This window comes from Streptococcus mitis (assembly GCF_905187535.1).
GTDB lineage: Bacteria > Bacillota > Bacilli > Lactobacillales > Streptococcaceae > Streptococcus > Streptococcus mitis_BS.
This window is the reverse complement of record NZ_CAJJIE010000047.1, coordinates 96,452-119,954: the sequence shown is the minus strand read 5'-3', so window position 1 is coordinate 119,954 and position 23,503 is coordinate 96,452. Positions and strand designations below refer to the sequence as shown.

Genomic DNA, 23,503 nt, shown 5'->3' with positions numbered 1-23,503 from the left:
ATTTGCTAATTACTCCTTATAAACTTTCTCATATAATTATATTTGTTAGGATTCAGTAAAAACAGAATATATTTTATTTTATTTTTTTTAGATACCTTTGGATTTAGAAATACACTTAAAAACATTTTTTTCGTCAATCGCTTGATTCGATTTAAGATATTTTTATCTTTTTCTGCACGATTAATTAAGTGAAACGCTCCTATGACTGTTTTTGCATCTAATGCTTTTATTAAGTTTTGATCATTATTATAGAGAGTTTTTATGATTTCTCTTGTATGACTTAATGCATCAAAAAATTCAAATTTTTTTTCTGTTACTGGACTGTTTACGATACTTCCTTTTCGAACAATGTAATGATAAATGCGATTCGATGATAGAGCTATTTTCTCTGCTTCATAAACATGCTCTGATATTATGTAGGAATCTTCATATATTCTTCCCACAGGAAACTTTCTTTTTATTAAAATATCTTTTCTATACAATTTTCCACAGGAATATGATTGTGCTTTGACATCATATAAAATTTCTTCTAACGCTTCGTATTTATCAACAATCTTTACTTCAACATTCAATTTTTCAACTGTATCATGATACTTAGATGTACGATTTAATAAAGTAGTCACGATGTCTACATCATACTCTTTTTGAACATCTGATAAATACTGTAAAGCATCATATTCTAAATAATCATCAGCGTCTAAAAATGTAATAAATTCTCCTTGAGCTTGTTCAACACCATAATTACGTGCATCAGATAAACCTCCATTGATTTTATGAAAAGCACGAATAAAATGATATTTTTGTGCATACTCATCGCATAAATTTCCTGAATTATCTGTCGAACCATCATCGACAAGGATCACTTCAAAATTTTTATACGTCTGTTTCAACAGACTTTTCATTGCATAGTGAAGATAATCTTCAGCATTATATACAGGGACAATAACACTAATATCCATTTATGATACTCCATTCTTTTCGCTGTCTTTTTATAATTGGGGACAAAATAAAATCGAATATCCGTTTACATCTATAATTTATATAAATGAAGGAAGTGGTCTTGCGATTCGGATCATATTTCCATTTAAATTGACATTGTGACGCATAATCAAACAATTGATAAATCTCTTCAATATTGTCATTCAATATATGTAACTGACATTGTTTGTTAATTAAATAATTTACTGCCACCTTAACAACTGGCTCAAGTTTATCATTTAAATGAATAAATTTATAATATTCCAAAATTCTTTTTGTGACTCTATCATGGTGATTCGATTTTTGTCTCATAATATTTAGATTCATACTTTGATCCGGACGACCAAGAAAATATTGATAAATATTCAAGTTGAAATAAATATAACTATTAACATACCCTAATGGCAACAATGTATATTCCATATCTACATAGAATATTTTCTCACTAATCTGAATATTATTTTCTTTCAAAATAGCCGTTTTAAAAGTTACTGCATGCATAGGGATTCTTCTAAAAGGTATTCCATGATAAACTCTATCTTTTTCTAATTTATCTGAAAAAGTAATTTCCTTTTTAGTCTGATTATAGATATGTTGTTCGGTATAATTTGTAATAATCATATCAACATCAATCTTACTTAAGTTTTCTAAAAACGTTTCAAAAGATTGAACATCAATCCAATCATCACCGTCTATGACTTTAAAAAATTTTCCTTTAGCTTCTTTTATTCCAACATTAATCGTTGACCCATGTCCACCATTTTCTTTATCAACAACTCTAATATTTAGGTGACTATTAGTAATTAATTCTTCTACAACTTGAAGTGAGTTATCCGTACTACCGTCATTAACAACAATCACTTCAAAATCCGCATAATATTTTTTATCTACTTGTTTAAATGATTCTATGCACTTAGTAATATATTGTTCAATATTATACATTGGTACTATGATTGTCACTAATTTATCGTACATTTCATTCTCCCGTCATTTCTTCTATCAATTCAATCCATTGTTCAATAATTCTCTTTTTATTGAATTTATCAGTATCTAACATCGAGTTCCGCGAAAACCTTAATCTCAATTCATTATTTTCAATTAATTCTATTATTTTTTGACTCATTTGACTTATATCAAAATTATCAATTAGATAACCATTTTCCCCATTCAATACAATTTCTGCAGGTCCAGTAGGACAATTAAAACTAACAATAGGTAGTCCATATTGTTTAGCTTCTAAAAGAACTAAGGGAAGTCCTTCATAACGGGAAGTCATTACATAAATAGCATGGTCTGGATAAATATTATCTGTACCTTTGACATTCCCCTTAAAATGAACTCTTGACAAAACATCACCTTCGTCCAATTCCGTTATCAAATCTTGTTTAATTTGATCATTACCCGAGCCGTAAATATCCCACTGCCAATCAGGATATCTTGATAACACCTTGATTGCGACTTTAGATAAATAGTCATAACCTTTTTGCTTGTGAAATCTACCTACAGTGATTAGTTTTTTAGAATCAAGATTATATTTTTTTTCTTCATCTATAGAATTTATCCAATTATAAATGTAATCAACTCTTTTTGGTTTTATCTTATACTTTTTTATATAATTATTTCTATCAGCAGTAGTTAGTGTAATTATCATATCTGCAAGTTTAGCACCCACATATCTTTGAAGTTTTTTCATAGTAGTGTCTATATCTACGATAGAATTAGTGTGATCACAAGAAATAAATTTAGTTTTTAAACCAATTGTACTTGTTATGCCTACAATATTCATAGTCATCCCTATTCCAAATAGAACTTCTATGTTGTTTTTTTTTATATATGTTCTTAGTAATTTCACCGCCTTAACAAAGTTCTTACTCATTGATATCTTTTGTGAAGATAAATTTTTATAACGAACTGCGTTATTTAGTGGAAAAAATATTTCTTCAGTACTTATAACTGAAATTAGATGTACTTCGTACACTTTTGATAATTCATTAGCAAGATCTGTGGAAACTTTCAAACCACCATCTGTACCGTCTATAATCCACTTAACTAAAGCTATTTTCTTCATTTTTTACCATCATTTCAATTTACTTTTAATTAAGGCTGAGTAATTATTCTCAGGATCACATTTTATTTTTGTATCTAACTTATATGTCGTTTTAAAAATCTTCGTTTCTTCTGAAATATATTCCCATATTTTTCTATCAAATTTTTCAGAAAAATGTTTTTCAAGCCAAAACAAATTCAGATTTGTTGATTCCAATTCCAACATTTGTTTTTTTATCTCGATATTTCTATCAGACGCTATATCAAAAATATAGTCAATCAACAAATAATCTATTACATAATCAAATTTTTTAAAATATTCAAAGAAAAAATCACGAGTGAACGCATATAACGAACTATTCCCTGATAATAAAAATGTCTTCCATCGATTCTTGGAAACATTTGGAGAATAATCTGTCATCTCACCAGTCTTTATTGTAAAATAAGATTTAGAAAAGTTATCCCATTTAAAAGACGAATGAATAAACACAGTTGAATCAATCCAAGTTCCACCATACTGCGAAAGAAGACAAACACGTATCATATCTGAAATATTTGCAATTGAAATATAGCCTTTTTTAATTTTTAACTTTAGATATTCAGGAATTTTAACATAGCTCTCAAAAGTGGATTCGTCTAAACAGTAAAACTCAAAACCATTTTCATGAGCTAATTCTTTCATATTATCTAAACAATACTTTACAATTTCAGGAGCGTTATCATAACCTTGCCACCACAATGTCCAAATAATCTTACTATTTTCTAGATTATCTTTAGTAAAATTATAATTTTCTACAAATTCATTAAAATGTTGTAGTAAAAATTCTTTAGTTTTCTGGTGACGTTTTTCACAAAAAAATCTTGCCTGGTTTTCACCTATCACATTTGGTACTTGTCCCAAGAATTTTCCTAAAAGTTGCCAATTTAAAACATTTGAAGGAAAATACTTTTTTTTATTTTTAATATCCAAATAATATGCTTGCGCTTTTCTAATTTTACTCACCTATATTCTCTCCTAAACTTATAACTCTATATTGATGAGGAACTCTTTGTTCAATTGGAGGTGGTGTCATATAATTCTCACCATATATTGCTTTGAGATAATCTTTATATTTATTTGGACAGTTCAGTTTTATTCCTTCAAAATCTAATTTAACAGGTTCACCAAAATAACAACTTGGCACTAACTCACGAAGTTTATATGCCCCTGTAAAATTACCTGCATAACCCTCCATCACTGAATATTTCTTTATCGTTTTTAAATATTTGTACTGTTGTTTTTCAAATGATAGAATATTTTCTATTTTTAAATGATTGGCTATTTTTATTATCAATTTTTCATGCCAAGGTCTATCAGCTTTATTCTGATTAACAATACTATTGAACTGGGATAATTGAACCATCATTCGTCGGTATAAATACCTTTTTTCATGAATTTTTTTCTTTATACCTTTACTGGGTAAACCATCTATTGGAAATATGTCAATCCATAAACTTTCTTCTTGTTCAACATTACTATAATTCATCACTATTCTTGTTGAAGTATCTCGAATTACAGAAAATGCTTTTCTGTATCCTGGTGTATCCTCACTCAAAAACTGATACTTTCCATTAAATCGTTCACTAGCAATTTGTTTAAATCGTTCATAGTCTGCTCGTGGCATACCCAAATCGATATCATCATCCCAAGGTATGAAACCTGCATGCCTCACAGCACCTAATAAGGTTCCACCCAAGGCATAATATGTCAGATCATTATTTTCACAAACATCTATGAATAATCTTAATAACTCTATAATTTTACTTTGAATAATTTCTATATCCGACTTCATTTATTGACTAATTTCTCTCAATCTTTTCTAGTTAAATAACCTATATAATTATTAGAAACTCTGTCCATATTTCTTTCCAAAAAATTTCGCCATTAAAAATGACATCCCTTTTTTAAATAAGTCAACCTTTTCCATGTACATAAAAGAGACTTCCTTAATCTTTAGATTATTTTTATCTAACCATACATTAAATAGCAGTTCACTTACTCTTCCAAACAATCTAGCTTCAAAATCAGTTAACCCTGATAAATCCATACTTTCATACATACTATCCAAAATAGGAAATAGCCAAGTGAAATAATCATCAGCTAGTTCTTTTTTCATAATGAACATGTTAAACATATAGCCACTTCTTTGCTTCATTACCTTTTCAAAACTTGGAAGATATTCTGGACTTTTCATTTCAATCATTGTCCTAGCTAAATCCAAGTGGGTACCATCAAAAGTATGGTCGTAATGAGAATAGAGAGTTTCAATATAATATTTTCTTCTTTTGGGAACGATGACTTCTGAGCTCTCTAATAATTGCTCAATTTCATGTCTATTTAAGATTACATCATCAATATTTATTGATTCATTATATTTTTTCGTCATTTTAGTAAAATATCGACGATAATGTACCAAACCAAGATAATCACAGTCTAAGTTTCTCCAAGCCCAATAGAGACCTGTAAGTTCACAATAGTAAGGATTTAAGGTTGAAATGTTTTCCCCAGCATTATCACCTTGGAATCCTAAATTTTCCTTTCCCTCACATCCTACGTGAATTGGTAGATATACACTTGTATCAGCAGGCATTTTATAATTTTTATGTGTTGCTACTAATATTTTTATATTCTTCATGTTAATTATTATTACCCATTAAAACTGTAAAAAATCCCTTCAAAATAAGCAAGAAATCAGTCTTTAAAGATACATTATCAATATATAATAAATCTAGATCCATTCTGTCTCCAAATGGCATGTCATTCTTATTTGGCGTTACTTGCCAATAACAAAGCAAACCCGGTTTCACAGACAATCTTTTAGACATTTTTAAAGTACTATCCATTTCTTTATTAGTAAGAATATGATGCGTAATCTCAAATTGTTGTAGTGGACGAGGTCCCACTATAGCCATATCGCCTTTTATAATATTCAACAATTGAGGCAATTCATCAATTGAAAGTTTACGTATCACTTTACCGACTTTTGTAGTCATACTTTGAGAATGTTCTTTAAAATTTAGATGATCAGTTTTACCACTGTTTATGCTTTCCTTTATTTTCTGATCAGCATCTTTATACATGCTTCGAAACTTTATTACTTTAAATTTCTTGCCATTTAAACCAACCCTATCTTGTAAATAGAAAACATCTCCGGGATCTTCTATCCAAATAGCAAGAATTGTTATAGGAATAATCGGTATGATTATCAAGGTAATAAATAGGAAAAACGCCAAAAATCTGTCTAAAGTATTTTTTAAAATCAAATACATTTTTAATTAATTATTTCTTCCCATAATTTCCATAGGAACCATAGGCTCCGTAACCACCATAAGCTCCATATTTTTCAACTTCTGTGTTAAATTTATTTAGAACTACACCTAAAAATGGAGTTCCTGTTTGTTCTAACTGTTCTTTCGCCTTTAAGACATCACGACGTTTTGTCTCTCCTGCTGCAGTCACCAAGATAGAAGCATCACATTTTTGTGTAATAATGGCAGCATCAATGACCATCCCAATCGGCGCTGTATCCACAATTACATAATCAAAATACTTACGTAGGGTATCAATCATGGTATGGAAATTTTCACTTTGCAGGAGTGCTGTTGGATTAGGTGAAACAGGCCCTGCCTGAATAACAAATAGATTTTCAACGTTTGTATCACAAAGCCCCTGAGAAAGATCTGTTGTCCCTGCCAAAAAGTCAGTCAATCCAGTAATTTTTTCTCTTGACTTGAAGACACCAGACATAACTGAATTACGGATATCCGCATCTACTAGTAATGTTTTATAGCCGGCACGCGCGAAAGCCCAGGCGGTATTAGTTGAAGTTGTTGACTTCCCTTCACCAGGTTTAACAGATGAAATGGCAAGAACTTTCAAATTATCACCACTCAATTGAATATTGGTACGCAAAGCATTATAATGCTCCTCAGCTTTTTTAGCAAAATCTAGACGCTTTTGTGAGATTTCTAATGTTGGCATGTTTTCTCCCTTACTTTAACTTATCCAAATCTGGAACAATTCCTAAAAGTGCAACCTGCATGACTTCTTCGACATCTTCTGGTCGTTTGACACGGTCATCAAATAATTCAAGCAATAAGACTACAATAACCATCACAGCCCCTCCTGCGAGGAAAGCAAGTGCAGTATTCCGACGAATATTTGGTGATGATGGTGTTAAAGCTGGTCGTGCTTCCTCTAGTGTTGTCACATCAGACACACGGGTTACCTTAATGATTTTTTCAGCCGCTACTTCACGAAGAGCATTTGCGATACGACTGGCTTCTTCTGGTTGATCATCTTTAACAACAATCGATACGATACGAGTGTCTACGGGCACTGTTACTTGAATCTTCTTGCTTAATCCTTTGCCTGTTTGTTCTAATTTAAGATTTGAAATAACTTTCTCCAGTACATCTTGCGAAAGAATAATTTCCTTATAGTCTTTTACTAGATAGCTACCAGCCTGCAAATCTTGGTTCGTCAAACCTGTATTTTCAGACTGATTTCGATTGACCACATAAATACGCGTTGTACTAGCATATTCCGGTTTCAACACAAAACTACTTACACCAAATGCAAGCACAGCTGCTACAATCGCAGTCATAATGATAGCGATTTTCTTCTTCCAAAGGATTTTAAATAAGTGAACAACATCAATTGAGATTTCTTTATTTTCTTTCATGTCAACTCCTAAATAATTTGATCAGCTAAGATGAAGCGAGGATTTTCGATAAATAATTCTCTCGCCTTACTTTCACCGTATTGTTTTGAGACGATCTCATAAGCTTCTTTCATGTAAGGCGGTCTTTGGTCTAGATTGTGCATATCACTAGCAACAAAATGTACCAAATCACGCTCTAGGAAATAGCGAGCTCGTTTCTTCATAAATTTGTACTTATCCCCAAATAACTTTGGTTTTAAAATACTTGAACTATTGATTTGAGTATAGCACCCCATATCAATCAATTCTTTTACCCTTTTTTCATTATTTTCTAACTCATGGTAGCGTTCAATGTGGGCAACTACAGGTGTTATACCAAGCATGAGAACATTGCTTAAAGCAGTATGGATCTCCCTGTAAGGGGTAGCCATACTAAACTCAATCAGAGCATAGCGTGTTCCATTGAGTCTTGGAATCACCTGCTTCTCTAACTTTTCAAGCACATCATGGGTATAATAAATTTCTGCTCCATAGAGAATGGTCAAGTCCGGAGCCACTTCCTTTGCTAGTTCCTTCACTTCTTGGAAGTTTGTCTCTATCGTCTCCTCAGGGGTTTCAAACATTCCTTTTCGTCTATGCGATGTCGATACAATCGTCCTTACACCTTGTCTATAGGCTTCCGTCAAAAGCGCCTTGCTTTCTTGCTTAGTTTTCGGACCATCATCCACACCAAATACGATATGCGAATGAATATCAATCATTTTGCTTTATTTTCCTTCCATCACATCATTGATTGCAGCCTTGACTGACTCTAAACTGCTGTCACTAATTTCCATCATGTAGAGGTTGCTCTCAGGCATGGCATAGGATGGTAAATCCATCCGCCCTGTTCCTTTAAGATCTTGTGAATTGATCTTATAGGTTCCGCCACTTTCAAGTTGGGTATTGACCAAGTTCATCATGGTTTCAAGTGGCATATTGGTTTGAATTGAATCTTGCAACCCTTTTATAATACTGTCATAATTTTTCAAAGCTTCTGTCGAGGTTAACTTTTGCAAAACAGCGACAATGACCTTTTGCTGGTTACGGCCACGATCTCGATCCCCATCAGCTAAGGAATAGCGCTCACGCACAAACCCAAGAGCGTCTTTCGAATCCAAATGTAATGTACCTACAGAGTAATGTTTTCCGTTATTTGTATGTGCATCAAATTCTTGGTCATTATAGACATCAACTCCACCAAGGAGATCAATCAACTTCAAGAAAGAGGTGAAATTCAAGCGAGCATAATAGTTCAAGTCAATACCGTAGAGATTTTCCAGTGTATGGATTGAAGCATCTACCCCATAAATCCCCGCATGGGTCAACTTATCTTTTTGGTTGTTGCCACCATCTGCAATTGGAACATAGGAATCACGAGGTGTGGTTGTCAAGAGAATCTTTTTCGTTTCGCGATTCACTGTCATAATGATATTGACATCCGAACGAGAAACTGAACTAATTGGACCGTAGGTATCAATTCCGCTGATATAAACGTTGAAACTGTCACCTTTGACATCTTTTGGAGTTTCAACCTTCTTCGTTAATTCTTTGGTATAGATTTTCTTAATCTTTGAAGCATAGTCTGGATATTCTGATTCGATAATATTTTCAAAGACACTGTTTAGAAGGATTGCCTTTGTATCTCCAGCTAACAAACTCTTATAGGCCGCAAGATAAGAACTGCTTTCTTCGACTGTCAATTCCTTGTTTTGAGTCGCTTTCAGGTCATTCAGCAACTGTTGGATATTGTCCTTATCCGTTCCAGTAGGCCCCATTACACTGGTTACCTGACTGATATTCTCAATTGGACTATCTGCTAACACCGCAATACTCATCGAATAATTTGAGTAATTTGATGTTGCATTCAAGCGACTAGTAAAGCCAATGAACTGACTTACAGCAAAGAGGGAAGTCCCATTAATCAAAATACCAAGTAGTAATAAAATCAGCGTTAGATTCTTAGCTTTCTTGGACCGAATTAAAAAGAAGCACAAGATGGCTAAGGCTACAATTAAGACGGTAACTACTATGTTCAGATATCGGAAGGCTAGCATATTGTATTTGAAAATCAAAAACAATAAAAAGACTGCTAGTACTGCATAGATAGCTAGCAACCCCCAACTAATCAATATTTTTGTTTTACCCTGACGAGCTCGCTTCGAAAATCTACTCACGATATACCTCTATTATCAATTTTTATTTCATTTTATTATATCATAAAAAAAGACTCTTGTGGGGCAAATCCGCTTTGATAAGGCGTTTTCATCTTCTTTCCGAAAGATTCTTTTTGACTTGCAAACAATTACATCAATAAATTTACTATATAGACGATAAAAGAGGTCCCTTACGGAACCTCGCTCATCTTTATTTAACATGATTTTCTGCTTCTTTTTGAGCTTTTTCGATTGCTTTTTTACTTTCTTGCTCCCATTTAGTCTTAGCTTCTTCATACTGTTTGGTTGTCACAGTATCTTTTTGCAGTTTCATGTACTTGTAGTTATTGCCATCACCCTTGATGCCGACCAGTGAATAGCCTCTTGTAAATGGCGTTACTTTGGTTACAGATGCTGTACCACCACTTGACATTGCTGACATAATCAGAGAATTGTCAATCATCCAAGCCTGTGCTTCAGCATATTTTTCATAGCGTTTGGCTACATCTTTATTTTCGCTATCTGCATCTTTGAGCATCTTGGTGTAAGTATCAAGTCCCAAGCTAGCAATCTTAGCTTTATCTTCTTGAGCATCTAGACCAAAAATCTTGAGGTAGAATCCATCCTCTGCATTGAAAGGATTAAGATAAGTTGACGGATCTTGGTAGTCACCTACCCAACCATCAAAGTTCAAATCATAGTCACGATCAGCTGGTGTTGGCGCTAAAAAGGCTACATTATTAAAATCATCCGTTGAAAGTTGTTGAACATCAATGACAATGTTATCAGCACCTAAAACCGACTCAAGGGTTTGCTTAACTGAGTTCATGCCTGTCACAGCATTTTTACTAGTCTGATCAACTGCAACATCCAAGTGAATTGGGAAAGTCACACCTTGACTTGCCAATTCTTTTTTAGCTTCCGCAAATTTTGCTTGGGCTTTTTCTTTGTTGAAATAGGCATCCTGAGCATCTGCCAAGTTAATATCTGACCATTCTGTGCCATAGTTGACCAATTTAGAAGCAACTACTTCTCCAAAGGTCTTGTCTCCAACTTGGACAAATGTAGGAGGCACTAGGGTGTTACGAAGAGTCTTGCTAGCTGCTTCTTCCCCGTTTGACTGAGCAGAATAGGCTGTGCGGTCCAGGGCAAAGTTCACCGCTTGGCGGAAGTTTTTGTTCAAGACAGCTGTCTCAGTTGACTTCTTCTGCTCATCTGTCGTTTTAGACGTATGGTTGTAAGCCTTACGGTTGACGTTGAAATTGAAATACCAAGAAGTCTTGTCCTGCAAGCTATAGACGATATTATCCTTATATTTCTCCTTGGTCTTAGCAAAGTTAGAACTATTTGGATAAACCCCAGCGATAGAATAAGCTCCACTTTCAAAGTTACGGATGGTCAATTCTTGGTCTGAACCATCAAAGTAAGCCAATTTTACGTGTTCAATCGATACTTTGTCATGATCATAGTAATGCGGATTTTTCACATATTCGATCGATGATTTTGATGTGAAATCTTTTAACAAATAAGGTCCGCTGTAGAGAATACTATCTGGAGATAAGGTACCAAAATCTTTGCCTTTTGAATTTAGAAATTCTTCATTCACTGGGAAAAGGATACTATTGGTTGTTTTTGAGTTCCAGTAAGGTTCTGGGCGCGCCAAAGTATACTCAACAGTCTGGTCGTCAATGGCTTTCACTCCAACCTTAGAAAAGTCAAAATCCGCTCCTGTAATATAATCATTCAAGCCCTTGATCGAGTTTTGAATCAAGTCAATGGCCTGGGATTTATTATCCACTGCGTACTTGATACCTGTCACAAAATCCTGTGCCTTGACTGGAGCGTATTCCTCACCATCAGCTGTGAACCATTTGGCATCTTTTCTCAATTTATAGGTATAAGTCAGACCGTCGCTTGAAACAGACCAGTCTTCTGCCAAAGATGGAACTAGATTTCCATGATTGTCATTTTCAAGCAAACCATCAACTAAGTTAGTAATGATAGCTGTATTATCAGCGTAGTAGTCTAATAAATAGTTAAATGTAGTTGGATTTCCACTAAAGGTTGATGAGTAAGTTTTTGTATCTGAACCAGATTGTCCGCAAGCACTTAAAAGTAAGGCAGCTACAACAGTCAGGCCTGCACTAAGGATACGCTTTTTTGTAGTCATCTTCTTTCTCCTTTATGTTAGTTTTTATAACATAAGTTTATTTTACCAAAATAGCAAGCATTTGTAAAGTTAATTGAATTTCTAGAATGAAAGTTTATAAACTTTAGTCATAAAAAAACAAAGGATTTCTGTCTTTCATACAGTCCTCCCTTGTTTTTATACGATTTGATTTTTAAATTTTTCTGTAAAAAATATTTATAGTAATTCCACACAGAAAGCATCCCATGGAGCCAAGATTTGTTTTTCAAAAACTTCCTGAGCTGTGGTGTTTTCAATCAAGACAGATTTGACTTTTCCTTCTACGATCAAGTCTTGCTCTTCATTGGACAAGTTAGCCACAACTAGGAAACGACGGTCCCCATCTTTACGGATATAGGCAAATACCTTTTCAACCGTATCAAGCAATTCAAAATCAGCTCGAATCAGCCAACTATTCTCCTTACGGATTTTAACCAGTTTCTGATAGGTATAGAAAATAGAATCTGGATTTGCCAGCGCTTCTTGAACGTTGATTGCTTGATAGTTTGGGTTGACTGCCAACCAAGGTTGACCTGTTGAGAAACCAGCGTTTTTGCTCTCGTCCCATTGCATTGGGGTACGGGCATTATCACGTCCAATGACACGGATACTGTCCATGATTTCTTCCATCGGAACACCTTTTTCAAGAACTTCACGCGCATAGTTCAGAGATTCAATATCTTCTACTTGGTCCAGCGTTTCAAACGGATAGTTGGTCATCCCAATCTCCTCGCCTTGGTAGATATAAGGTGTTCCTCTCATGAGATGAAGCAAGATTGCAAAGGCTTTGGCAGATTTTTCGCGGTATTCTTGGTCATTTCCCCAGATTGAGACGATACGAGGGAGGTCATGATTGTTCCAGAAGAGCGAATTCCAACCGTCCTCAACTCCTAACTCTGTCTGCCATTTGTTGAAGATTTCTTTTAACTTAGGGATATTCAGCTCTTTTTGATAGTGCCATTTAGGTTGCCCTTCCTGATACTGAAGACCGATATGTTCAAACTGGAAGACCATAGACAATTCTTGCCCCTTTGGATCAGAGTAGAGCTTAGCGATCTCTGGAGTTGCTCCCCAAGTCTCTCCTACTGTCAAGAGATTCTTATCTCCAAAGGTCGCCTGATTCATCTCCTTGAGATAAGGGTGGAGCATAGGACCATTATTGACTACTTTCTCGTCAGGAATTTTCCCAATCATGTCAATGACATCCATGCGGAAACCACCAATGCCTTTATCAATCCAGAAGTTCATCATCTCATAAATTTTCTGACGAAGTTTTTCATTTTCCCAGTTAAGATCCGGCTGTTTCTTACTGAAAAAGGTGGAGATAGTATTGACCTGACTTTTCATCATATTCCCAAGCAGATCCACTAAAGATAGAATCTAGGTCGTTGGGTTCATCTCGCCAAATATAGTAGTCACGTTCAGGGCTGTCAGGATTTTCACAGGCCTCGACAAACCAAGCATGCTCATCTGAAGTATGATTGACCACTAAGTCCATGATGATACGAATATCACGTTTCTTAGCTTCCGCGATCAGTTGGTCCATATCCTCCATGGTCCCGAAAATATCCGCAATCGCTTGATAATCAGCAATATCATAGCCATTATCATCCATAGGACTGTCATAAACTGGAGAAAGCCAAATCGCTGTAATTCCTAACTTGGCTAGATAGTCTAACTTACTGGTAATTCCTGGCAAATCGCCAATTCCATCTCCGTTGCTATCCATAAAGCTCTTAGGATAAACTTGATAGACTACGGCATTGTGCCACCATTTTTCTTGCATCTTCTTACCTCATTATTTTAATAATCTACAGTCTATGATAGCGCTTTTCAGATTTTTATGCAAGCGTTTGCCTAATCTTTTTGATTCCTTTTTTAACTCCATAGTTTCCTAACTTCCAATTTTTTATTATAATAGAGGTCAGAGGTAAAAAAATGAAAAAACAAGCTTTTAGTTCTGAACAATATTTGAATCTACAGCGCGACCACATTTTGGAGCGCATTAACCAATTTGACGGCAAGCTCTACCTGGAGTTTGGTGGCAAAATGTTAGAAGATTTCCACGCTGCTCGTGTTCTTCCTGGTTATGAGCCTGACAATAAAATCAAGCTCTTGCAAGAATTGAAAGAGCAAGTCGAGGTTGTAATTGCCATTAATGCTAGCAACATCGAACATTCCAAAGCACGTGGTGACTTGGGCATTTCTTATGACCAAGAAGTTCTTCGTTTGATTGATAAATTCAATGAATTGGGAATTTTTGTTGGCTCCGTTGTCATCACACAGTACGCTGGTCAACCAGCTGCAGATGCCTTCCGCAACCAACTTGAGAAAAACGGAATTGATTCTTATCTTCATTATCCAATCAAAGGATATCCAACAGATATGGATCACATCATTTCTCCAGAAGGTATGGGGAAAAACGACTACATCAAAACCAGTCGTAACTTGATTGTCGTAACGGCTCCTGGACCTGGTTCTGGAAAATTGGCAACTTGTATGTCAAACATGTACCACGACCAAATCAATGGTATCAAGTCTGGTTACGCTAAATTTGAAACCTTCCCAGTCTGGAATCTTCCCCTTCATCACCCAGTCAACTTGGCCTACGAGGCTGCCACAGCAGACCTTGACGATGTCAACATGATTGACCCCTTCCATCTCCAAACCTACGGAGAAACCACTGTCAACTACAACCGTGATATCGAGATTTTCCCAGTGCTCAAACGCATGTTGGAACGTATCCTAGGAGAGTCCCCATACTCTTCTCCGACAGATATGGGTGTCAACATGGTTGGTTTCGCTATTACAGATAATGAGGCTGCTATCGAAGCCTCTAAACAAGAAATCATCCGTCGCTACTATCAGACTGTTCTTGATTTCAAAGCCGAAAAAGTGGGCGAATCTGCTGTCAAGAAAATTGAGTTGCTTATGAATGACCTCGGCATCACACCTGCAGACCGTAAGGTTGCTGTTACTGCACGCCAAAAAGCTGAAGAAACTGGCGGACCAGCCCTAGGCCTTGAATTGCCAACTGGGGAAATTGTCACTGGTAAGAACTCAGAACTCTTTGGTCCTACAGCCGCTGCTCTTATCAACGCCATCAAGAAATCAGCTGACATCGCTAAAGAAGTAAAACTAATCGAACCTGAAGTTGTTAAGCCAATCCAAGGTCTTAAAATCGATCATCTCGGTAGCCGCAATCCACGCCTTCATTCAAATGAAATTTTGATTGCACTTGCTATCACAGCTACAGAAAATCCTGATGCTGCTCGTGCTATGGAAGAACTTGGTAACCTCAAAGGAAGCGAAGCCCACTCAACCATCATCTTAACCGATGAAGACAAGAATGTCCTTCGTAAACTAGGTATCAACGTAACCTTTGACCCTTACTACCAATACGACCGCTTGTATCGTAAATAAAGATTTCAACCTCTCCACTCTCGGAGAGGTTTTATCTCTGTCTCAGGAGCCAGCTTTGTGTTATAATGAAATTAGAAAACTGAAAGGATTTACCATGTCAAAAGAAGTTATTGTTGAAAGTTTTGAACTTGACCACACTATTGTTAAAGCACCCTATGTTCGCTTGATTGGGGAAGAAACAGGGCCAAAAGGAGACATCATCTCCAATTATGATATTCGCTTGGTGCAACCAAACGAAGACTCTATCCCTACCGCTGGCCTTCACACTATCGAACACCTCTTGGCAAAACTCATCCGTACCCGCATTGACGGTATGATTGACTGTTCACCATTTGGTTGCCGTACAGGCTTCCATATGATTATGTGGGGGCGCCACACCAGTGCTGAAATCGCGGCTGTTATCAAGGATTCGCTCAAGGAAATCGCTGAGACTACTACTTGGGAAGACGTCCCTGGAACAACCATCGAATCTTGCGGAAACTACAAGGATCACAGCCTCTTTTCTGCTAAAGAATGGGCAAAACTCATCTTGGAACAAGGGATTTCAGATGATGCCTTTGAACGCCATGTCATCTAAACACAAAAAAGGAACCAGTTTTTCAGCTGGCTCCTTCTTTTTTATGCTCAAAATTCTGTCTTAGGCTTTTTCACGAATGACCAAAACACCATCTTCCATATCAGCTTCTAGGTGTTTAGCATCAAGGTTATCCAAGTGGAAATCTGTGACTTTGTCACGGATTTGTTGTTCAACCACACGACGGAGTGGACGAACACCCATAACTTCATCGTAGCCTTCCTCAGTCATGTATTCTTTAGCAGCTTCGCTCACTGCCAAGTCAATGTCTTTCTTAGAAAGCGTCTTGTTAACTTCAACCAACATAAGGTCTACAATCTTAGAAAGATCTTCTTTGCTCAAGTGTGAGAATTCGATGACAGCATTGAAACGGTTAAGGAATTCTGGACGGAAGTAAGGTTTCAAACGATCCATCAATTCTGGTTTATCAGCATCTTCTGTCAAGTTAGCTTCGTAACCAAAGCCTGCGTTTGAAGTTGCGATAATCACCGTATTCTTGAAGTTGACAGTGTTACCTTGACCATCTGTCAAACGACCATCGTCCAAAACTTGAAGGAGAAGGGTGATGACTTGAGGGTCAGCCTTTTCAATTTCGTCGAGAAGGACGATTGAGTATGGATTGCGACGGACGCGTTCTGTCAAGGTATTGTTGTTGTCATCGTAACCAACATAACCTGCAGTTGTACCAATCAATTTAGATACGGCTGTGCGGTCGCTGTATTCTGACATGTCCAAACGGATGATAGCATCTTTCGTTCCGAACATATCAAGAGCCAATTGTTTAGCCAACTCAGTCTTACCAACACCAGTAGGACCTACAAAGAGGAAGCTACCGATTGGACGGTTACCTTCATCAAAACCAGCACGGTTACGACGGATAGCTTTTGCTACTGCTTCAACGGCCTTATCTTGACCAATAACTTTCGTCTGCAAACGATGCCCCATATCTTTCAAACGTTCGATGTCCGTAGCCCCCATTTGAGATACTGGAATACCCGTCATACGTTCTACAGATTCAGCCACATCGTTGACACTTGCAGTCACTTTCATATCTTCTGTATGGTTTTCGATTTTCTTTTCCAATTCTGCAATGCGTGTTTTATAGTTTAGAGCTGCTTCAAAATCTTCTGCCTCAACTGCTTTTTCTTGCTTGTCTTTTTCTGCCTCAATTTCACGTTCAACAGCATGAACATCTGTTACTGGATGCTGAGCTGCCAAGTGAGCCGCCGTAACATCGACAAGGTCGATAGCCTTATCTGGCAAGCTACGTTGTGGAATATATTGAACAGAGTAATCAACGGCAGCTTTTAAGACTTCATCTGGCAAAATAACATTGTGGTGTTGTTGATAAAGATCTCGAATACCTTGAAGAATCTTGAAAGTATCTTCAGCAGATGGAGCATTGACCTTGACTTCGTTGAAACGACGAGCAAGGGCTGCATTTTTCAAGATAGTATTACGGTATTCATCTTGAGTAGTTGCGCCAATCACTGTCAATTCTCCACGTGAAAGAGCTGGTTTCAAGATATCAGCAAGACCTTTAGACCCTTGACCATCACCTGTGCTACCAGCACCGAGAATTTGGTGAATTTCATCAAAGAAGAGGATAATATTCCCTGCTTCTTTCACTTCATTGACTAGGTTTTGGACGTTTTCTTCAAAGCTACCACGGTATTGAGTACCAGCCTCAAGACCTGAGATATCAATAGAAATAATTTCCTTGTTCTTAATGGCAGCTGGAACATCGCCATTCACAATGGCTTGCGCTAGGCCTTCGACAACTGCTGTCTTACCAACACCTGCGTCTCCAACCAAAACAGGATTGTTTTTGGTACGACGTGAGAGGATTTCAGATGTTTCTTGAATTTCCTTGTTTCGTCCGATAACAGGATCCAGCTTGCCCTCACGTGCTTCTGCTGTCAAGTTTCGACCTAGTTTTGCAAGGACACCGTCTTGTTTCATACCTGAAGACTGTTGTTTCATTTGTCCATCAGTTTCTGCATTTCCTGGCAATTGACCAGTTGCACGATAGTGAGCAAATTCCTCAGGTGTGACTTCACGTCCATTAATCAAGTAACGGCGATTTTCAGAACTATATCCTCGCATACCACCCATCAATTGGTTAAATAAATCATCCATGTTGTTAAAATTATTAAAGTTGTTGTTCATATTCTTTACCTCTTTTTATTTACTTAGTTATGATTACTGATATTGACTATCTTTGACCTTTATCTTAAAAAATTTAGACTAGCTAGATTGCTACTCTACGTACTATTTCTGGTTTTTCTTTTTCAAGCAGGAGTAGACTATCTTTACTTCTGAAGATTTCTAGATTAAACATAGACCCCACCTCTTTCTATTTTACTTTAAACAAGTGTTTTAGTAAGGTTTTCATTTACCTTACGTTCATAATATACTACATTAGTCAGAAAAGGTCAAGGGTTTTGACTTTAATTGACCAATATTTTTTAAACAGCAAAAACACCCTGAAATATCAGGGTGCCATTCTTACATCAAATACAAAATTGCTAGGGTCAGGAGACTTGCTAGAAGCCCCACTCCCCAAAAGAAGAAGTCAACCTTCCACTCGCTCCAAGGATTTCCTTTACCAGACAATCCTCCAAGCTCAAAATGGTGATGCACAGGCGTCATACGGAAAATACGTTTACCACCAGTCATTTTGAAATAGCCGACTTGCATCATAACCGAAGTTGTTTCAAAGACATAAATAATTCCGATAATCAAGAGAGTCCATTCTTGGTGGAGAGCCATTGAAATAGCTGCCAGCATTCCACCGAGAGCCAAACTTCCCACATCTCCCATAAAGACCTTAGCAGGCTTATGGTTAAAGACAAAGAAACCGAGCAAACCACCAATCATGGCAAGAATCACTAGAAGGATATCCATCTGACCTTGCACATAGGCAATAACGCCATAGGCAGACAAACTAATCACAACGGAAATACTAGCCAGACCGTCAATACCATCTGTCAAGTTCACTGCGTTTGAAAAACCAACTAGCCAGAAAAGAGCGAAGACAATATAGAAAATCCCTAGATGTACTTGATAACCAAAGACAGAAAGCATATCGCCACCACGCTCATAGAAAAGGTAGAAAATGACGCCACCTAGAAGCTGAAGAGCCAATTTCTGTTTGGGATTAAGGCCCTCATTGATTTTACGGAAGACCTTGAGGAAGTCATCTAAAAAACCAACCAAGCCATACAAGACCAAAATAAATAAAATCATACCAACATTGTTGCTGAGTTGGTTACTAAATAAGGCAAGAAAGAAGGCGACTAAAACAGAAGCAATTAAGAAAACCAAACCTCCCATTGTAGGAGTCCCAGCTTTTGCCTGGTGCTGTTTGACATCCTCATGCATTTGCTGGCCTGTAATTTGCGCCTTTCTATAAAATTGGATAAATGCCGGAATTCCTACTAAAGTTAGTAAAAATGTCACAACTCCAGCACTGATAGAAATAAACATATTAGTCTCCTAAAGTTAATTTAATTTTTTTAATGTTTTTGATAGCTGTATTAGTCCGAACATCTTGCTTCTGAACGACGGAACCTGAACCTTCAAATTCCAACTCAATATCCAACCATTTAGCAAAGGTCTCAGCAGTCTCTTTTTTCCAGCCATACATGTCTGGAATTTCTTCTACCTTATCCGATAAAAGGAGAACTTGTTGGTTTGGTGCAAGATTGGTCCCTTCTTCTACAGATGATTCTTTAATCTTTGTTCCAGTACCTACAACGATTGGTTGCACAATATTTCGGCGTAAGGCTTCTGCCAAATCACCAGGTGAAATATCCTTGATGCTAGGCATTGCATAAGAAGACTCTGTCGTCACTTGATCTAAATTCTTAGCAGGAGATTGAAGATTGAGAGATTCTTTCATAGCTGAAGCTCTTTCAAGAATTGGGTTGGCAAATTCTCCCAATTGGATACCTGAATAATGTTCAGGCTGTTGAACCGTTACATACAAGATAAAATCAGGATTTTCAGCAGGGTTCATGGCCACAACCGAGAAAATGTAGTTGGTAGAACCAACTAAGTAGCCTCCATTTTTCTCGTCGGCGATTTGGGCTGTACCAGACTTGAGGGCTACATTTTGACCTGGGACATTGACAGTTGCTTTCCCAGTACTATGATTGTACATAGTTCCATATCTAGGATCTGTTCCTACTAAGACCATATGAGTCCGAGTTTGACTTGCCGCATCTTTCGAAACTGGATTTCCTACAATCTCTTTTTGAGATTTACGAGCGGTTCGATCATTTGGATCATACAAGGCCGTAATAAATTTTGGTTCCAACATAACCCCATCGTTGGCAATGGCTGTAAAAGCACGTAGCATCTGGGTCTGCGTTACAGAAATCCCCTGACCAAATGCACTCATGGCAATATTGACAATATTATCTGCAGGCAATTGACCTGTATACTCATCAGTCAGACCAAAGCGAGTTGGGACCCCAAATTTAAAGCGGTTTAGATAATCCAACCAAGTAGCATCTCCCATTTTTTGTTCAAGTAGACTCATTCCAACATTACTGGAGTGAGCGAAACCTTGTAAGAAAGTCATCATCCCACCACCGGTCAAACCTTCATTAACGTCCCAATCTCGAATCGTCGCATCCGCTATTTTTAATTCACTGCTATTGAAGTATTCTCCACCTGGGAAAGTATTATTATCAATAGATGCTGCTAGCGTCATGACCTTCATGGTTGATCCTGGTTCATAGTTACTTTGATAAAGGATATCACGCCAAACAAAGTCCTCAGTGATTCCTTCTTTAGTATCTGCATTAAAGGTAGGTCGTTGGGTGGTAGCGAGAATTTCACCGGTCTTTGCACTGACCAAGGTCGCGGTCATATACTTACCTTTTACTTTTTCTAGAAAGGCATCCATCTGAGTTTCCATGAAAGATTGTAGCGGACTAGACAATGTTGTATAAACATCCTTGCCATCCACAGTTTGTTGCGATACCAGTTCTGTACCTGGTACGATATTTCCTACACGGTCTTTTTCATAGGTAATAATACCGTCTGTCCCAGCAAGAATGGTATTTAAAGAACTCTCCAAACCAGAAGTCCCTAACAAACTCTTACTACCATCCTCATTTTCATGAAGTTGGGCTAAGCCAATAAAGCTAGAAGCAAATTGTCCATTTGGATAGCTTCTGTTAGGGCTAGTTGTGAAGTCAATCCCTTCCACACTAGCATCTTTCAAGTCTTTTTTAATAGCCATCATATTGGCATAGGTAATCCCATTTCCTTTTGCACCAAAGGAAACTTGAGTTAGATTTGGTTGAGCTAATTGCTCTTTCACATAAGCTTCATCCATATCCAAATACTTATGGAAGACTTCAGCTACCTTATTAAACTGCGAATCCTCTACATAAAGAATTTTTCCCGTTGCTGACTTGTATTTTTTATCAATAACAGCATAGACGTTATAAGAGGTCGCATCTTCAGCGATAGGCACTCCATTTCGGTCATAAATAGTCCCGCGTTTGGCAGGTACTGTTCGAGTTGTTTGGTGAACCTTTTTAGCTTCTTTTACCAAGTCAGTACCAAATATATTACCTTTTGCGATAATATAAGCAAAATTGGCCAAAAAGAGGGCGAAAAGAGCAACAGCTACAAAGCTGAGGTACTTGCCAACTATCCTACGATTTTTTGCTGGAGATTTACGATTTTTTATCGCAAATCGGGTTATTTTTTCTGTCCATTTCATATCTTACTCCGCTGTCCGGATATTTTCATTATTCAATTTCAAATCTTTTTTATCTGCAATCTCTTTCAAGCGCTCTGAACGAATCAATTCATTCACTTCCTGCTTAGCATCATCGAGCTCTGTCTTCTTTTCCTCTATCTGCGCATTGATTTTTGTTAAATCACTTTGCACTTGCAAGAGTCGTGTCTGCATAAAGATAATGCTCACTGCTAAAACGAGAGCCGTAAAAGCGATGGAAAGATAAAAAGCCTTCTCCACACGTGAGAATTTTTTTATACGATTCTGCAAGAATTGACTGGTTGTTTCTTTCTTATCTAGCATTTTTTCCTCTTACTTGTGAATTTTTCTGGCCACGCGCAACTTGGCTGAGTGCGAGCGGTTATTGGCTTCTAATTCTTCTGCACTTGGCAAGATTGGCTTACGGGATACTAATTCCATCTTGGGCTTGAGATCATCTGGGATGAAGGGTAAACCTTTTGGAACTTCCACTGTTGAAGCTTCCTTGAACAATTGCTTGGTCAAGCGGTCTTCTAAGGAATGAAAGGTAATCACTGAGATTCTACCATCTAGAGCCAACATCTCCATAGCCTGCTGGATGGATTCATCTGCTGCTCCCAGTTCATCATTGACTTCAATTCGAATAGCCTGGAAAATCTGCTTGGCAGGATGGCCCTTCTTCTTGAGCTCCTTGGCCGGTTTAGCCGACTTAATAATCTCTGCTAACTCAGTCGTTGTCTCGATTGGCTTGACTTCACGCGCTTGTTCAATCTTACGCGCAATCTGTTTAGAAAATTTATCCTCACCATACTTGAAGAAAATACGAACCAAGTCATGATAGTCATAATTGTTCACTACTTCATAGGCTGTCAGACTAGCTTCCTGATTCATCCGCATGTCCAGTGGTGCATCCTTTTTATAAGAAAAACCACGCTCACGCTGGTCCAATTGAGGACTAGACACTCCCAAGTCATAACAAATTCCATCAATTTCTTGAACACCAGCTTCGCGCAAACGTTCCTGTAAATGACGGAAATTATCCTTGATAAAAGTCACCATCCCTTTTTCGATATAGGGTGCCAAACGTTTTTGCGCGTTGTCAATAGCATTCTGGTCCTGGTCAAAGGCATAGAGATGGCCTTTTTCACTTAATTTACTTAATAAATATTCGCTATGGCCCGCTCCACCCAAAGTCGCATCAACGTAGATACCGTAAGGCTTTACGTCGAGCATATCAATCGTTTCGTGGAGTAAGACCGTTACATGATGAAATTCTTTTGTCATATCCTATCTATTTTACCACAAATCTGACTAGCTTGCACTAGTCAGACAAATAGGGCAAAAACAAGTAAAATTTCTTTAAGAAATATGTCAAATATGCTTGACATTCAGTCCATAGAAGAATATAATATAGTCAAATATATACGACACAAATCAGAAAGGAGAACAGATGAATCGTGTGAAAGAATTTCGCAAGGAACTGGGTATTTCCCAGCTCGAACTCGCCAAGGATATCGGTGTCTCGAGACAAACCATCAATATGATTGAAAACGACAAGTACAATCCAACCCTGGAACTCTGTCTCAATCTCGCCCGCAGCCTCCAAACTGACCTCAACAGTCTCTTTTGGGAGGAAGATTTTTAAAAAAGGAGCCA

The 23,503-nt window shown here is 37.1% G+C and carries 20 protein-coding genes and 1 pseudogene; 3 read left to right on the top strand and 18 right to left on the bottom strand.

Annotated elements, in window-relative coordinates:
- Positions 1-5: 5 nt before the first annotated feature.
- The 13 genes and pseudogenes from JQ841_RS05450 to JQ841_RS05390 form a co-directional block, all read right to left on the bottom strand.
- Positions 6-959: a glycosyltransferase family 2 protein gene (locus tag JQ841_RS05450; protein ID WP_203180355.1), complete on the bottom strand. Its 954-nt coding sequence runs from the start codon at positions 957-959 to the stop codon at positions 6-8.
- Positions 949-1,953, bottom strand: coding sequence for a glycosyltransferase family 2 protein (locus JQ841_RS05445; RefSeq protein ID WP_203180354.1), 1,005 nt, complete (start codon positions 1,951-1,953; stop codon positions 949-951). Before JQ841_RS05445 ends, JQ841_RS05450 begins: the two co-directional genes overlap by 11 nt.
- A 1-nt stretch (position 1,954) precedes the next feature.
- A complete protein-coding gene (locus JQ841_RS05440) occupies positions 1,955-3,046 on the bottom strand; it encodes a glycosyltransferase family 4 protein (protein WP_203180353.1) in 1,092 nt (363 codons plus the stop codon).
- 9 nt (positions 3,047-3,055) lie between these two features.
- Positions 3,056-4,027 carry a capsular polysaccharide synthesis protein gene (locus JQ841_RS05435; protein WP_203180352.1) on the bottom strand — a complete coding sequence of 324 codons (972 nt, stop codon included), beginning with the start codon at positions 4,025-4,027 and terminating at the stop codon, positions 3,056-3,058.
- Positions 4,020-4,856 carry a LicD family protein gene (locus JQ841_RS05430; protein ID WP_203180351.1) on the bottom strand — a complete coding sequence of 279 codons (837 nt, stop codon included), beginning with the start codon at positions 4,854-4,856 and terminating at the stop codon, positions 4,020-4,022. The genes JQ841_RS05435 and JQ841_RS05430 overlap by 8 nt, the downstream gene beginning before the upstream one ends.
- A gap of 51 nt (positions 4,857-4,907) precedes the next feature.
- Positions 4,908-5,699 carry a DUF4422 domain-containing protein gene (locus tag JQ841_RS05425; RefSeq protein WP_203180350.1) on the bottom strand — a complete coding sequence of 264 codons (792 nt, stop codon included), beginning with the start codon at positions 5,697-5,699 and terminating at the stop codon, positions 4,908-4,910.
- A 1-nt stretch (position 5,700) separates the two neighbouring features.
- The gene (locus tag JQ841_RS05420; protein ID WP_203180349.1) at positions 5,701-6,333 is read right to left on the bottom strand and encodes a sugar transferase; all 633 of its coding nucleotides are present in this window, start codon (positions 6,331-6,333) and stop codon (positions 5,701-5,703) included.
- A gap of 10 nt (positions 6,334-6,343) precedes the next feature.
- Positions 6,344-7,045, bottom strand: a complete 702-nt coding sequence (locus JQ841_RS05415; protein WP_203180348.1) for a tyrosine-protein kinase — start codon at positions 7,043-7,045, stop codon at positions 6,344-6,346.
- A gap of 10 nt (positions 7,046-7,055) precedes the next feature.
- Positions 7,056-7,748, bottom strand: a complete 693-nt coding sequence (locus JQ841_RS05410; protein WP_203180347.1) for a CspC family polysaccharide chain length determinant protein — start codon at positions 7,746-7,748, stop codon at positions 7,056-7,058.
- Between the two features lie 8 nt (positions 7,749-7,756).
- Complete coding sequence (gene cps4B, locus JQ841_RS05405; RefSeq protein WP_203180346.1) at positions 7,757-8,488, bottom strand: capsular polysaccharide biosynthesis protein Cps4B; 732 nt, start codon at positions 8,486-8,488, stop codon at positions 7,757-7,759.
- Between the two features lie 6 nt (positions 8,489-8,494).
- Positions 8,495-9,943 carry an LCP family glycopolymer transferase CpsA gene (gene cpsA / locus JQ841_RS05400; RefSeq protein WP_203180345.1) on the bottom strand — a complete coding sequence of 483 codons (1,449 nt, stop codon included), beginning with the start codon at positions 9,941-9,943 and terminating at the stop codon, positions 8,495-8,497.
- A 190-nt stretch (positions 9,944-10,133) separates the two neighbouring features.
- Positions 10,134-12,092, bottom strand: a complete 1,959-nt coding sequence (locus JQ841_RS05395; RefSeq protein ID WP_203180344.1) for a peptide ABC transporter substrate-binding protein — start codon at positions 12,090-12,092, stop codon at positions 10,134-10,136.
- Between the two features lie 195 nt (positions 12,093-12,287).
- Positions 12,288-13,896: pseudogene (locus JQ841_RS05390) on the bottom strand (glycoside hydrolase family 13 protein).
- 152 nt (positions 13,897-14,048) lie between these two features.
- Here JQ841_RS05390 and JQ841_RS05385 point away from each other — a divergent pair.
- Both JQ841_RS05385 and JQ841_RS05380 read left to right on the top strand, forming a co-directional pair.
- Positions 14,049-15,533, top strand: coding sequence for a DUF1846 domain-containing protein (locus JQ841_RS05385; protein WP_203180343.1), 1,485 nt, complete (start codon positions 14,049-14,051; stop codon positions 15,531-15,533).
- A gap of 94 nt (positions 15,534-15,627) precedes the next feature.
- Complete coding sequence (locus JQ841_RS05380; RefSeq protein WP_000032547.1) at positions 15,628-16,110, top strand: S-ribosylhomocysteine lyase; 483 nt, start codon at positions 15,628-15,630, stop codon at positions 16,108-16,110.
- 60 nt (positions 16,111-16,170) lie between these two features.
- Here the strand turns inward: JQ841_RS05380 and JQ841_RS05375 are convergent, their stop codons facing one another.
- The 5 genes from JQ841_RS05375 to rsmH form a co-directional block, all read right to left on the bottom strand.
- Positions 16,171-18,276 carry an ATP-dependent Clp protease ATP-binding subunit gene (locus JQ841_RS05375; protein ID WP_203180342.1) on the bottom strand — a complete coding sequence of 702 codons (2,106 nt, stop codon included), beginning with the start codon at positions 18,274-18,276 and terminating at the stop codon, positions 16,171-16,173.
- A gap of 339 nt (positions 18,277-18,615) precedes the next feature.
- Positions 18,616-19,596, bottom strand: coding sequence for a phospho-N-acetylmuramoyl-pentapeptide-transferase (gene mraY, locus JQ841_RS05370; RefSeq protein WP_203180341.1), 981 nt, complete (start codon positions 19,594-19,596; stop codon positions 18,616-18,618).
- A gap of 1 nt (position 19,597) precedes the next feature.
- Positions 19,598-21,850 (bottom strand): penicillin-binding protein PBP2X, encoded by a 2,253-nt coding sequence (pbp2x, locus tag JQ841_RS05365; protein WP_203180340.1) that lies wholly within the window; start codon positions 21,848-21,850, stop codon positions 19,598-19,600.
- Between the two features lie 3 nt (positions 21,851-21,853).
- Complete coding sequence (gene ftsL, locus JQ841_RS05360) at positions 21,854-22,171, bottom strand: cell division protein FtsL (protein WP_120770586.1); 318 nt, start codon at positions 22,169-22,171, stop codon at positions 21,854-21,856.
- A gap of 9 nt (positions 22,172-22,180) precedes the next feature.
- On the bottom strand, positions 22,181-23,131 hold the full coding sequence (gene rsmH / locus JQ841_RS05355; RefSeq protein WP_203180339.1) for a 16S rRNA (cytosine(1402)-N(4))-methyltransferase RsmH: 951 nt from the start codon (positions 23,129-23,131) through the stop codon (positions 22,181-22,183).
- A gap of 166 nt (positions 23,132-23,297) precedes the next feature.
- Here rsmH and JQ841_RS05350 point away from each other — a divergent pair, with 166 nt between their 5' ends.
- Positions 23,298-23,492, top strand: coding sequence for a helix-turn-helix transcriptional regulator (locus JQ841_RS05350; RefSeq protein WP_001082472.1), 195 nt, complete (start codon positions 23,298-23,300; stop codon positions 23,490-23,492).
- Positions 23,493-23,503 lie beyond the last annotated feature (11 nt).

Coding starts and splice junctions, on each gene's coding strand:
- mraY (WP_203180341.1), bottom strand. CDS start 19,596: ATGTTTATTTCTATCAGTGCTGGAGTTGTGACATTTTTACTAACTTTA.
- JQ841_RS05410 (WP_203180347.1), bottom strand. CDS start 7,748: ATGAAAGAAAATAAAGAAATCTCAATTGATGTTGTTCACTTATTTAAA.
- JQ841_RS05445 (WP_203180354.1), bottom strand. CDS start 1,953: ATGTACGATAAATTAGTGACAATCATAGTACCAATGTATAATATTGAA.
- JQ841_RS05375 (WP_203180342.1), bottom strand. CDS start 18,276: ATGAACAACAACTTTAATAATTTTAACAACATGGATGATTTATTTAAC.
- JQ841_RS05425 (WP_203180350.1), bottom strand. CDS start 5,699: ATGAAGAATATAAAAATATTAGTAGCAACACATAAAAATTATAAAATG.
- JQ841_RS05440 (WP_203180353.1), bottom strand. CDS start 3,046: ATGAAGAAAATAGCTTTAGTTAAGTGGATTATAGACGGTACAGATGGT.
- JQ841_RS05430 (WP_203180351.1), bottom strand. CDS start 4,856: ATGAAGTCGGATATAGAAATTATTCAAAGTAAAATTATAGAGTTATTA.
- rsmH (WP_203180339.1), bottom strand. CDS start 23,131: ATGACAAAAGAATTTCATCATGTAACGGTCTTACTCCACGAAACGATT.
- JQ841_RS05450 (WP_203180355.1), bottom strand. CDS start 959: ATGGATATTAGTGTTATTGTCCCTGTATATAATGCTGAAGATTATCTT.
- JQ841_RS05415 (WP_203180348.1), bottom strand. CDS start 7,045: ATGCCAACATTAGAAATCTCACAAAAGCGTCTAGATTTTGCTAAAAAA.
- JQ841_RS05350 (WP_001082472.1), top strand. CDS start 23,298: ATGAATCGTGTGAAAGAATTTCGCAAGGAACTGGGTATTTCCCAGCTC.
- JQ841_RS05380 (WP_000032547.1), top strand. CDS start 15,628: ATGTCAAAAGAAGTTATTGTTGAAAGTTTTGAACTTGACCACACTATT.
- ftsL (WP_120770586.1), bottom strand. CDS start 22,171: ATGCTAGATAAGAAAGAAACAACCAGTCAATTCTTGCAGAATCGTATA.
- JQ841_RS05395 (WP_203180344.1), bottom strand. CDS start 12,092: ATGACTACAAAAAAGCGTATCCTTAGTGCAGGCCTGACTGTTGTAGCT.
- JQ841_RS05385 (WP_203180343.1), top strand. CDS start 14,049: ATGAAAAAACAAGCTTTTAGTTCTGAACAATATTTGAATCTACAGCGC.
- JQ841_RS05420 (WP_203180349.1), bottom strand. CDS start 6,333: ATGTATTTGATTTTAAAAAATACTTTAGACAGATTTTTGGCGTTTTTC.
- pbp2x (WP_203180340.1), bottom strand. CDS start 21,850: ATGAAATGGACAGAAAAAATAACCCGATTTGCGATAAAAAATCGTAAA.
- cps4B (WP_203180346.1), bottom strand. CDS start 8,488: ATGATTGATATTCATTCGCATATCGTATTTGGTGTGGATGATGGTCCG.